Source organism: Kitasatospora sp. NPDC057518 (assembly GCF_042802075.1).
Lineage (GTDB): Bacteria > Actinomycetota > Actinomycetes > Streptomycetales > Streptomycetaceae > Kitasatospora.
The window spans coordinates 1-11,614 of record NZ_JBHVEU010000285.1; the positions used below are offsets into that span (position 1 = coordinate 1).

Consider the following 11,614-nt stretch of genomic DNA (forward strand, 5'->3'; position numbering starts at 1 on the left):
GCCGGCACACTACTGCCCCGGGCTCAGCGCAGGCCGGCGAAGAGGTCGTTCTCCGGGAGGGCCGCGCCGGTGGTGTCCCTGACCCGGACGAAGGTCTCCACGCCCATCAGCTCGGTGAACCGCTCCTTGCCCATCCGCAGGAAGAAGATGTTGTCCCCCTGGCTGGCGTGCGCGGCCAGGGCGTCGAACTTCCGGCCGCCGAAGGCGGTGGTGTCCACCCAGGTGCTGATCTCCTCGTCCGGCAGGCCGATCTCGGGCAGCTCGGCAGCCTCCACCGGCTCCACCGGCTCCGACCGCTCCCCGTCGGGGCCGGACTCCCGCATGACCTCCCCGAACCGCCGCACCGCCGAGTGCGGCACCGTCGTCCAGTAGACCTTCGGCGACAGGTCGACCAGTTCCAGCGCCGCCACCGTGATGCGGTGGGCCTGGATGTGGTCGGGGTGGCCGTAGAACCCGTTCTCGTCGTAGGTGACGACCACGTCGGGCTGGTAGTGCCGCATCAGTTCGGCGAGCCGGGCGGCGCCGTCCGCCACCGGCGTGTTCCAGAACGAGCCGGGCGCGTCGTTGCTCTCCCAGCCCATCATCCCGGAGTCGGCGTACTCCAGCAGCTCCAGGTGGCCGACCTCCAACACCTCGCAGCTGGCCTCCAGTTCCTTCCTGCGCATCGCGGCGACGGCCGCCGGGTCGTGCCCGTCCTCGCCGGGCTTGACCCCTCCCGGACCGTCGCCGCACCTGCCGTCCGTACACGTCACGAGCACCGTACGGATGCCCTCCGCCGCGTACCGGGCCAGCACACCCCCGGTCCCGCTCGCCTCGTCGTCGGGGTGGGCGTGCACTGCCATCAGCGTCAAAGGCCGGTCAGCCATGAAAATCCATCCTCCGGTGTGAAAAATACTCGCCCCAGTCTGCGTCACGGAGACCGGCGGCCGCTCCCGATATCCCGCCCGGGGCGCCGGCCCGGCCCGGCCGCCGGGGTGACGGGCAGGCCCGGCACCCGACCAGGGCGGCGGACCCGTCCGTCCCAACTGCGCGGTGTGGTGGCGATGTTCCCGGGCGGAACTCCGCCGTCCGGCACTGCCGGCCGACCGACACCGGATCGAGACCGACCGTTTCGCGCGTACCGGGCCCACCGCCGCCGCCGGTTCCCTACGCTGTGGCCGATTCACTCCGTCCGGCCGCCACGGCACGGGACTTCGAGGGGGAGCCATGGAACTCGACGCCTTCATGGAGCTGGCCGGCCCGCCGATCGGCGCCGCGCTCGCCGCGTACGGCGACTCGGTGCTGACCCGGGCCGAGGACGCGGCCGCGAGCGCCACCGTGGGCCTGGGCACCCGCATCCTCCAGCGGGTGTGGCGCCGGCGCGACGAGCGGCAGCGCGAGGCGCTGGAGTCGGACGTCGCCGAGGCGGTGCAGGACGACGCGAACCCGGACGCCCAGGCGGCGCTGCGGCAGGCCGTTCGGCGCACGCTGCGCCAGGATCCCGAACTGCTGGCGGAGCTGGCCGCCGCGCTGCCGCGGCCGGAGCCGTCCTCGGTCACCGTCGTGGTGTCGGGCCAGGGCTCCATCGTCAACACCGGTACCAACGAGGGGACGATGAGCACCAGGACGGTCGTCCACGGGGACGGCGCCCGGTGACGTCGTCCGTCCACCACTTCCACGGTGCCGGGCAGATCTCCAACGTCAACAGCAGCAACGACGGTGTGATGGTCACCCAGACCACCACCGTCGTGCTGCCCGCCGAGGCGCTGCGCTCGGCGGCCGACACCCCGGCCGACGGGCTGGTCCACCTGCTCCAGCCGAACGCCCGCTTCACCGGCCGGCAACGGGAACTGGCCGCGCTGCGCGAGGCGTTGACCGCCGAACGGCCCGGGCCCGGTGCGGCGACGGTGGTCGTGCACGGCTTGGGCGGGGTCGGCAAGAGCACCCTGGCGCTCCAGTACGCCCAGAGCTTCCGCACGGCGTACGACCTGGTCTGGTGGATCGACGCCTCCTCCCCGGGCGGTGTCGAGGAGGCCCTGACCGGGATCGCCCGGCGGCTGAGCCCCGCCTGGGCCGGGACCGCGCGGCCGCCGGAGCTGGCGGCCTGGGCGCTGGCCTGGCTCCAGCACCACACCGGCTGGCTGCTGGTGTACGACGACGTCGAGGACCCGGCACTGCTCGAACCGTTCCTGGGCAGCCTCACCCGCGGGCACCACCTGGTCACCACCCGGCTCGCGGACGACTGGGACACGCTCGGCGCCGCCTCCGACGGCGCGCTGCTCGCCCTCGACGTGCTCCCCCACGAGCAGGCGACCGAGCTGCTGTGGTCCTGGGTCGCCGAGTGGGACGGCTCCGACGGGTCGCGCTGGGAGGCCGGGCAGCTGGCCCGTGAACTCGGCGGCCTGCCACTCGCCCTGGAGCAGGCGGGCGCCTACCTGCGCCGGACCCGTACCACCGTCGCCGGCTACCGCCGCCGGCTCGGGCTCCGGCCGTCCGGCGCCCCGACCCGCCGCGACCCGCAGCGCACCGTCGCCCGGGTCTGGCAGGTCACCCTGGCGGCCGTCGCCGGGGACGATCCGGTCGCGGCCGACCTGCTGCACGCCCTGGCCTGGCTCGACGCCGACGGCTGCCCGCGCGACCTGGTGTCCCGGCTGGCCCCGGACGAGCTCGCGGCCGACGACGCACTCGGCGTCCTGCACGCCTACAGCATGATCGGCTACGCCTGGCGCGACGTCCGGGTGCACCGCCTGGTCCAGGGCGCGCTGCGGGCGGAAGCCCTCGCCGCCCGCCCTCCGGGCGGCGCTCCCCGGGGCCGGCGCGAGGCCGAACGGGCCGTGCTGGCGGCCGTCCACCCGGCCGGGAGGGAGCAGGAGCGCGACACCGCCGAGCTGACCCGCCTGGCCGGCCAGGTCCGCGCCCTGGCCGCCACCGACCCGGGGGACGACAGCGACCCGGCGGTGTTCACCCTCTACGCCGCCACCGCCCTGCTCCTGGAGGCCGAGGGGCAGAGCGTCCGGGCGCTGCCCCTGTACGAGGCGTACGACGCCCAGATCAGGCACGGCTTCGGGCCCGACCACGAGTTCGCGCTGGTGGCGGGCTCCGCCCTGGCCCGGGTGCACCTCGCGACCGGCCGCCCCGAGCAGGCCCTCGGCCTGCTCGAACCGCTCCTGGAGCGGAGCCTGCGGGTGCACGGCCCCGGGCACCTGACCACCCTCAACATCCGGAGCGGCCTCGCCGACGCCCACCAGGCCTGCGGGCGGGCCGAGCGGGCCGTCGAGGAGTACGAGCGGGCCGCCGCCGACAGCCGGGACGCCCTCGGCCCGGACCACCCCAGGACCTTCAGCCTGCTCAGCGACCTGGCGGGCGCCCACGGGTCCCTCGGCCGGGCCGACCAGGCCATCGCGATCTACGAAGGCCTGCTCGGCCGGGAGGCCGCGGTCACCGGCGACGAGCACCTGCCCCCGGGCATGCTCCGGATCAACGCCCTGCGGCTGCGGAACAACCTCGCCGGGGCGTACGAGAACGTGGGGCGGTACCGCCGGGCGGTCGCGCTCTACCAGGAGGCGCTGGCCGGTCTGGAGGAGCTCTGCGGCCCCGAGCACCCCGACACCCTCAGCTGCCTGAGCAACCTCGGCTACGCCCACGAGTCGGCGGGCGACCTGGAACCGGCCGGGCGGATCTACCGGGACGTCCTGGCGCGGCGTGCGGCCGCCCTCGGCGAGGAGCACCCGGACACCCTGCTCAGCCGCAGCAACCTCGCCTACCTCTGCCTGACCACCGGTGACGTCGGGACCGGCCTCGACCTCTGCCGGACGGTCCTGGCCCAGCGCACCGGCGTGCTCGGCCCGGAGAGCCCCGACACCCTGGTCAGCCTCAGCATGCTGGCCTCCGCCCACGCCGCGGCCGGGGAGCCGGAACTTGCGCTCCCCCTGTTCGAACAGACCCTCCGGCTGCGCCTGGAGGTACTCGGCCCGGACCACCCCGACACACTGCGCAGCCGCGGCAACCTCGCGGCCGTCCACCACCGGCTGGGCGACCACCGCCGGGCCGTGCTCCGGTTCGAGGAGGTGCTCGCCGCCCAGGAGCGCCTGCTCGGCCCGGAGAGCCGCGACACCGTGCTCAGCCGGAACAACCTCGCGTCGGCCTGCCGGGCGGCCGGCGACCTGGAGCGGGCCCGGTCGCTGATCACCACCGTGCTGGAGCAGCGCACCCGACTGCTGGGCCCGGACCATCCGGACACCCTCGGCAGCCGTGCCACGCTGGCCCGGGTGGACGAGGCCTCCGGCGACCTGGACCGGGCCGTCGAGGGGTACCGGGCCGCTCTCGCCGGGCTGACCGGGGCGGTCGGCCCGGACCATCCCACCGCGGCCCTGGTGGCGGACCTCCTGGCCGCGGCCCTGCGGACCCGCGACGCCCCGGGAACACGGCCGTAGGGTCCCCGCCCGGCCGACGGGCCGGGGCGCGACGGTCCTCCTACGATCGAGGCGACAACGGACCCCAGGGACGGGCAGGTTCCCATGACCGACGACAGCACCGCCGGGATCGACCGGTCGAAGCCGAGCATCGCCCGGGTCTACGACTACCTGCTCGGCGGCACGGACAACTTCGCCGTCGACCGCGAGGTCGGCGACTTCTTCCTCCGCGAGCTGCCCGGCTCGGTGGCCTTGCCGTTCGCCAACCGGCAGGCGCTGATCCGCGCCGTGGGCGCGATGGCCGGCGACGGCGTCCGCCAGTTCGTCGACCTGGGCAGCGGCCTGCCCACCGCCGACAACGTGCACCAGGCCGCCCGGCGGCACGACGCCGGCGCCCGCGTCGTCTACGTCGACAACGATCCGACCGTGCTCGCCCACGGCCGTGCCCTGCTGGCCGCCGACCCCCGCACCACGCTGGTCCGGGCGGACCTGCGCGAGCCGGAGGAGATCCGCCGCCATCCCGAGGTGCGGCGGCTGATCGACTTCGACGAGCCGGTGGGGGTCGTCTTCAGCGCCGTCCTGCACCACCTCGACGACGCCGAGCGGCCCGCCGACCTGGTGCGCTGGTGGGTGGACCGGGTGCCCTCGGGCAGCCTGGTCTACGTCTCCCACTTCCGCTCCGTCGGGAGCTCCGGCGGAGAATCCGTCGGGAACTCCGGCAGGACCTCCGCCGGGACGGAGGAGCGCCGGCGCGCGGAACGGAAACTGCGGGAGAGCTTCGGCCGCGGCCGCTGGCGCACCGACGAGGAGATCCTCGGCCTGCTCGACGACCTCGACCTGCTCGAACCGGGGCTGGTGCCCTGCCCGCTGTGGCGGCCGGAGCCCGCCGGCACCAACGGGGTGCCGGCGGGCGAGGGCGACCTGTCGGTGTGGGAGCGGCTGATCTCCTGCGCGCTGGCCCGCAAGCCCTGAGCGGCGGCGGGTCAGGACAGGTAGTCCTCCAGTCCGCCGTCGCGCCGGGTGTCCAGGGTGACGCAGTGGAAGCCGCCGCCGAGCACCCGGGAGTGCCGCAGCCGGTGCGGCAGGACGGTGATCCCGGCGTGCTCCAGCAGCTTGATCAGGCCCTCCTGCTCGGACTCGACGATCGCCGTGTCCGGGGAGACCATCAGCAGGTTCATGCTGATCCAGCTCTCGCTGAGCGCGTGCTCGGGCGCGTCGCCGGTGGGCTCGGCCGGCGGGCACCAGAGGACGTCCCAGCCCTTCAGCGGCTCCGGGACGGTCTCCGGGCTGATCCGCTCGGGGTTGAGCAGCACCAGGCCCGGGCGCAGCAGCGCGATGGTGCTGTCGATGTGGGTGTAGCCGTAGATGTCGCGCAGCGGGTGCAGCCGCAGGCCGCCGTCGCCGAGCAGGCCGAGGGTGGACTCCAGCCACCGCAGGCCGAGTTCGTTGCCGCTGCGGGAGACCTGGTAGAACACGTCCCGGCCGAGCCGCAGCACGTTCGCGGCGTCGAAGACCGGCTCGGCCTCGCCCAGCAGCGGGAGGCCCGCCTCGTCGAACTCGAAGAGTTCGTCGCCCAGTTGCGGCCGGGGGGCGGCCAGCCAGCGCGCGCCGCGGCGCAGGTAGTCCTGGAAGAGTCCGCGCAGGCCGAAGGCCTCGAAGTAGCGCTGCCGCATCGGGCTCGCCACCTCGATCAGCGTCTCGCCGACGACCAGGGTCAGGTCCCGCGGACAGTAGGAGTGGAAGCCGCCGTCGGCGTTCCAGAGCGGGGAGGCGAACTCGGCCGCGTGGTCGACCGGATCGGGCCGGTGGACGGTGACGCCGAGGCCGCGCAGGGTGGCCACCAGGTCGTCCAGGTCCTCCTCGGTCTCCTCCACGACCTGCCGCGAGTAGGGGCCGGCCTCGATCGAGGCGAGGTCGGCGGCGTTGGTCTTCGGGAAGCAGGACAGCCAGGAGGACGGCTCGGTCTGCTCGGGCAGCCGGGCGCCGACGGCGGTCCCGACCACGATCTCCCGCAGTGTGGTGAACTCGTCCCAGCTCTGGACCGGACGGGCCGAATCGGACATGACTCTCCCTTGACACGGGTTTGGGGGAAACACGGAGACGACGGCGGAGGCGACGGCCTGGAACCGTGCGGACGGATGCGCCGGACCGGCTCCGGCCGGCCGCGGCGTACGGGAAATCACCGGCGGGGCAACCGAGTTCGCCGCTACGAAGGGCCGGGATCGATCGTCAAGCTACCCGGACGACCGACGGCGACGCAAGGACCGTGATCGGCACCGGGAACGCCCCGCCGACCGGCCGCCCGTTGTTCGACCCGCTCCCTCCGACGCTGATCAACACCGGTGGGAGGCCCCGCGCCCCGGACCGGCGCTCACCACCGCCAGGCCCGGCGGATCCGGCTCCCGCCCGCCAGGGCCAGCAGCGCCCCGCCCGCCGCGGCGACCCCGGCCACCGCCAGGTTCTGGCGCTGCGCCCGGCGCCGGTCGGCGACGGCCGCCCGGGACGAGGCCGCGAGGAACGCCCGCTCGACCCCGGCCGCGGCCAGCTCGCCGGCCGCCACCCGCCGCACCAGCTCCTCCAGCCGGACGCCCCGGTAGAGCAGTTCCGGGTCCTGGTCGGCGGCGGCCCAGCCCCGCGCGGCCGCGGTGAGCCGGCACTGCTCCCCCAGCGCCTCCCGGCCCTCCGCCAGCCAGTCCCGCAGCCGGGGCCAGGCCTGCGGCAGCGCCTGGTGGGACAGTTCGACGGTGTCCCGGTCGACCACCACGAGCCGGGCCCGGACCAGCCGCTCCATCACCTCGGGCACACCGGGATCGTCGAACTCGGCCCGCCGGGCCGGCTTGCGGGTGCCCTCGTCGCCGCCCGGCACCAGTTCACCGCCGGGCAGCGGCCCGCCGCCCGGCGCCAGCCCGTCGCCCAGGGCCGCCGGACCGCCGGCGGCGTCCTCGCCGGCCCCGAGCAGCTCCCCGCCGAGCCGCAGGAACACCGCCCGCGCCCGCGCCTGGTCGGGCGCGTCCAGCCCGTTGTAGAGCGCCTCCGCCGTCCGGGCCAGCGCGCCCTCGAACCCTCCGGTGGCCTGGAACCCGGCCAGGGTGAGCGCGTTGCCGCTGCGCCGCCGCCAGGTCTCCAGCAGGGCCGCGGACAGCAGCGGGAGCGCGCCCGGCTGCTGCGCGGCGGTCGAGATGAGGACGGCCAGCAGGGCGCCCTCGACGGTACAGCCGGACCGTAACGCCGGTTCGGTGATCGCCCGACGCAGCTCGTCCGGCGCCGGACGCCCCACCGGCAGCACCCCGTGGCGGCCGGCCTCGGCCAGCCCCGGGTGCTCGGCGAGCAGCGGGCCGCACTGGTCGGAGCGGACCACCAGCACCACCCGGCACCGGGCCGGCGCCGCCACCGGCAGCCCGTCCGACGCCCCGTCAGGATCGCCCGCGGCGGTCGCCACCAGCGCGTCCAGGAAGCGCGCCCGCTCGGCGGCGTCCCGGCAGCGGGTGCGCAGCTGCTCGGCCTGGTCGACCACCAGGACCGGGTCCCCGGCCGTCGGTCCGGACCCGCCGCGCCTCGTCTCCCCGGCCCGCTGCCCGAGCCGGGCGAGCGCGAGCGCGTACGCCTCCATGGGTCGTTCACCGGGGGTCAGCAGCGCCACCGGGACACCGCCGTCGGCCGGGGGCCGGCCCGCTCCGCCCCCGGCCCCGGGTCTCCCGGTGGTGGCGCCGGTGACGGCACCGGTGGCGGCGGGCGCGCCGAGCCGGGCCAGCAGACCGGCTCTGACCAGCGAGGACTTGCCCGCCCCGGACGGCCCGGAGACGATCACCAGCCGCCGTTCGGCCAGCAGGGCGACCAGCCGGTCCAGCAGCGCCTCGCGGCCGAAGAAGCGCTCGGCGTCGGCCGCCTCGAACGCGGCCGCGCCCGGGTAGGGGGCCCGTCCGACGTCCTGGGCGCGCCGCCGGGCGCACTGTTCGGCGGCCAGTTCGGCGGCGAGCAGCTGCCAGCGGTGCCGCCACTCCCGCACGTCCCCGCCGCAGGCCTGCACGTAGGCGAGGGTGACGGCGAGGCTGGGCAGCCGCCGCCCTCCCGCGGCCACCGACAGGCTGGCCGCCGAGCAGTGCGCCCGCAGGGCGAGTTGACGGTACGGCGGACGTCCGGCGCGCTCCCGCAGGGCCCGCAGATCGCCCGCGAAGCGCAGCAGCGGCCCGTCCCCGGGGTCCAGTGGACTTTCCCGACGCGGCACGACGGCCCCCCTTCTCCGTTGAAGCGGTGTCCTGAAACCTTGAGTGCCCACGCGCCACACGCGCCGCGTGCGCCTCGTGTCCATCCCCCCGTTGATTCATCATGCACAGGACCGTTGGCGTCAAACAATGGTGCGTACGGGTCGGTTGTTCCGAGTTGATGTTCAATGTCCAGCCGTACGGCGCCGAACAAAGCCGGTGGGATAGAACCGGAACCCGCAGCCCTCGCTGACTTCGGAGACATCCATGAGGTTCACGCGGTACTGCCGTTCCCTCCTGTCCACACCCGCGATGGCGGTGGAGCGGTACACCAAGAGCCACCAGTCCGGGGCCGACATCGCCATGGTCGATCTGGAGGATTCGGTCCCACCCACCCGGAAGGAGGAGGCCCGCCGGCTCGCCGAGGAGTTCTTCGCCCTCCCGTCCACCAAGCTCGCGCGCAGCGCGGTGCGCATCAACACCCTGTCCGGGCCCGACGGTCTGCGCGACCTGATCGCCATCGCCCGGTACCGGGTCAAACCGGACCTGGTCCTGATCCCGATGACGGAGTCCCCCCGGGACATCGAGATCGCCGCCGGCGCGCTCGGCGCGGACTGCCCGGAGACGGAGTTCCTGGCCGTCGTGGAGACCCCGCTGGGCATCGAGAACGCGCCCGCCGTCGCGGCCGCCGGGCACCGGCTGCGCGGGCTGGTCTTCGGCTCGGCCGACTACGCCTTCGCGGTCGGCGCCCGGCTCTCCTGGGAGGCCCTGGCCCACGCCCGCGCCCGGGTGGTCAACAGCGCCCGCGCCGCGGGGGTGGAGGCGATGGACGCGCCGTTCTTCGAGGTCACCGACCTCGACGGGCTGCGCCGGGAGGCCGGGCTCGCCCGGGACTTCGGGTTCAGCGGCAAGATCGCCGTCCATCCGCGCCAACTCGAGCTGATCAACGCGACGTTCAGCCCCGACGAGGAGCTGCTGGCGCGCGCCCGCCGGGTGGTCGCGGCGGGCCTGGAGAACGGCCGCTCGGTCACCGTGGTGGACGGCGTGATGGTCGGCATGCCGTTCTTCGAGGCCTCGCAGCGCCTGATCGAGCAGTTCGACCCGCCCCGGCCCGGCGGACCGCACGACCCGCAGCACCACGCGCCCACCGACACCCCGAACCACACGACGGAGAAGTGACGATGACCGAAGAATCCATCCTCGGCCCGCGCCGGTACCGCAACGCCGAGGCCATGCTGGCGAGCGCCGACCCGGTCTGGCAGGCGGCCGCGGCCAACGGCCTGATCGGCGTGACGGTGGACTCGGAGTCCAACAACCGGCTGACGGTCCGCGAGACCGGCCACGAGTTCGCCAACATGGTCTCCTGCTCGTACCTCGGCCTGAACAACCACCCCGCGGTCCTGGCCGGCGCGGTGGACGCGCTGACCGAGGCCCGCGGCACCTCGCTGGTCCTCTCCACCACCAGGATCCGGCACAACCTGCTGGTGCGGATGGAGGAGGAGCTCGGCGAGCTGTTCGGCGCGAACATCCTGCCGGGGGCGTCCTGTACCACGCTCACCGCCGGCATCCTGCCGCTGATCGCCTCCGGCCACCTGGACGGCACCTGCCAGGGCGGCGGCGGCCCCCGGGTGATGGTCTTCGACCGCTTCTGCCACTTCTGCATGGCGTACATGAAGCCGATCTGCGCGGACGAGTCGCTGGTGCTGACCTGCCCGCACAACGACCTGAACTACCTGGAGGACATCTGCCGCAAGTACCCGCGGGTCGCCTACGTCGCCGACGGCGCCTACTCGATGGGCGGCACCGCGGCCCTCGACGGGCTGCTCGAACTCCAGGACCGCTACGGGCTGTTCCTCTACATCGACGACTCCCACTCGCTGTCCATCGCGGGCGAGCGCGGCGAGGGCTACGTCCGCTCCCGGCTGGAGATGAACCCGCTGACGGTGATCACCGCCAGCCTCGGCAAGGCCTTCGGCACCAGCGGCGGCGTCGCGATGCTCGGCAACCGGGAGCAGTTCGAGTTCCTGCACCGGCACGCCGGCCCGATCGGCTGGTCGCAGAACATCCCGCTGCCGATGGTCGGCGCCTCGCTGGCCAGCGCCGCCATCCACCGCTCCCCCGAACTGGCCGAGCTCCAGGGCGCGCTGGCCCGCAACATCGAGCTCTTCGACGAGCTGCTGCCGACCACCTTCGCGGGCAACGGCCTGCCGGTGCGCCGGGTCGACGTCGGGGAGGCCGAGCGGGCGGTCAAACTGTCCGCCCAGCTCTTCGAGCGCGGCTTCTACAGCTCCGCGGTGTTCTTCCCGATCGTGCCCAAGGGCGAGGCCGGACTGCGGCTGATGCTGCGCGCCGACATGGACGAGCGGCTGATCCGCGAGTTCGCCGGCCACGTCAAGGAACTCACCGCCGACCTCTAGGACCCGGGAGCAACCGCCATGGAAGGAACCGAACCCGCCGGCTACCGGCGGATCGGCGAGCGCCGCTACCGCGAGGTGGTCGGGCGCTACTACGAGGAGTTCGAGGTCGGCGAGGTGGTCGAGCACCGCCCCGGACGGACCGTCACCGAGCTCGACAACGTGCTGATGAGCATGCTGAGCATGAACGACGCCCCGCTGCACATCGACGCCGCCTACAGCGCCCACACCCCCTGGGGGAAGCCGATCGTCTCCAGCCTGGTGACGCTCAGCATCGTCGGCGGGATGACCGCCCGCTCGACGAGCGGGCGCACCATCGCCAACCTGGGCTGGGAGAACATCCGGATGACCCACCCGGTGTTCACCGGCGACACCCTCTACGCGGAGACCGAGACCCTCGCCAAGCGGCTCTCCAAGAGCCGCGACGGGCAGGGCATCGTGAGCTGCCGCACCACCGGGACGAAGTCCACCGGCGAGCCCGTGGTGGTGTTCGACCGCAGCTTCCTCGTCCCGCTGCGCGGCCACGGCCTGGACGAGGTCGCCGGGTACTGACGCCGTGCCCCGTCGTGGCGCGGCACCGGGCCCGGCGGCTGAAGCCGTCGGGCCC

Annotated in this window: 9 protein-coding genes; 6 read left to right on the forward strand and 3 right to left on the reverse strand. The window is 74.4% G+C overall.

The annotated features are described in order from the left end of the window. Positions 1–23: 23 nt before the first annotated feature. Positions 24–866, reverse strand: coding sequence for a PIG-L family deacetylase (locus ACFU7Z_RS26115; protein WP_380780025.1), 843 nt, complete (start codon positions 864–866; stop codon positions 24–26). A 340-nt stretch (positions 867–1,206) separates the two neighbouring features. On the opposite strand from ACFU7Z_RS26115, the gene ACFU7Z_RS26120 reads away from it, so the two are divergent. The 3 genes from ACFU7Z_RS26120 (at position 1,207) to ACFU7Z_RS26130 (ending at position 5,363) form a co-directional block, all read left to right on the forward strand. Next, positions 1,207–1,635 (forward strand): hypothetical protein, encoded by a 429-nt coding sequence (locus ACFU7Z_RS26120; protein ID WP_181970405.1) that lies wholly within the window; start codon positions 1,207–1,209, stop codon positions 1,633–1,635. Continuing rightward, positions 1,632–4,412 carry an FxSxx-COOH system tetratricopeptide repeat protein gene (fxsT, locus tag ACFU7Z_RS26125; protein WP_380780028.1) on the forward strand — a complete coding sequence of 927 codons (2,781 nt, stop codon included), beginning with the start codon at positions 1,632–1,634 and terminating at the stop codon, positions 4,410–4,412. The genes ACFU7Z_RS26120 and fxsT overlap by 4 nt, the downstream gene beginning before the upstream one ends. Positions 4,413–4,496: 84 nt before the next feature. Next, on the forward strand, positions 4,497–5,363 hold the full coding sequence (locus tag ACFU7Z_RS26130) for an SAM-dependent methyltransferase (RefSeq protein ID WP_380780031.1): 867 nt from the start codon (positions 4,497–4,499) through the stop codon (positions 5,361–5,363). An 11-nt stretch (positions 5,364–5,374) separates the two neighbouring features. Here the strand turns inward: ACFU7Z_RS26130 and ACFU7Z_RS26135 are convergent, their stop codons facing one another. Both ACFU7Z_RS26135 and ACFU7Z_RS26140 read right to left on the reverse strand, forming a co-directional pair. Beyond that, a complete protein-coding gene (locus ACFU7Z_RS26135; RefSeq protein ID WP_049656002.1) occupies positions 5,375–6,454 on the reverse strand; it encodes a scyllo-inosamine-4-phosphate amidinotransferase in 1,080 nt (359 codons plus the stop codon). 308 nt (positions 6,455–6,762) lie between these two features. Then, positions 6,763–8,616, reverse strand: coding sequence for an ATP-binding protein (locus ACFU7Z_RS26140; RefSeq protein ID WP_375873052.1), 1,854 nt, complete (start codon positions 8,614–8,616; stop codon positions 6,763–6,765). 244 nt (positions 8,617–8,860) lie between these two features. Between ACFU7Z_RS26140 and ACFU7Z_RS26145 the strand changes: the two genes are divergently transcribed. Genes ACFU7Z_RS26145 through ACFU7Z_RS26155 form a run of 3 tightly spaced genes read left to right on the forward strand, consistent with a single transcriptional unit; the run spans position 8,861 to position 11,559 of the window. Next, positions 8,861–9,772 (forward strand): CoA ester lyase, encoded by a 912-nt coding sequence (locus ACFU7Z_RS26145; RefSeq protein WP_117486016.1) that lies wholly within the window; start codon positions 8,861–8,863, stop codon positions 9,770–9,772. Positions 9,773–9,774: 2 nt separating this feature from the next. Then, the gene (locus ACFU7Z_RS26150) at positions 9,775–11,010 is read left to right on the forward strand and encodes an aminotransferase class I/II-fold pyridoxal phosphate-dependent enzyme (RefSeq protein ID WP_198959360.1); all 1,236 of its coding nucleotides are present in this window, start codon (positions 9,775–9,777) and stop codon (positions 11,008–11,010) included. Positions 11,011–11,028: 18 nt separating this feature from the next. Then, positions 11,029–11,559 (forward strand): MaoC family dehydratase, encoded by a 531-nt coding sequence (locus tag ACFU7Z_RS26155; protein ID WP_049655810.1) that lies wholly within the window; start codon positions 11,029–11,031, stop codon positions 11,557–11,559. Positions 11,560–11,614 lie beyond the last annotated feature (55 nt).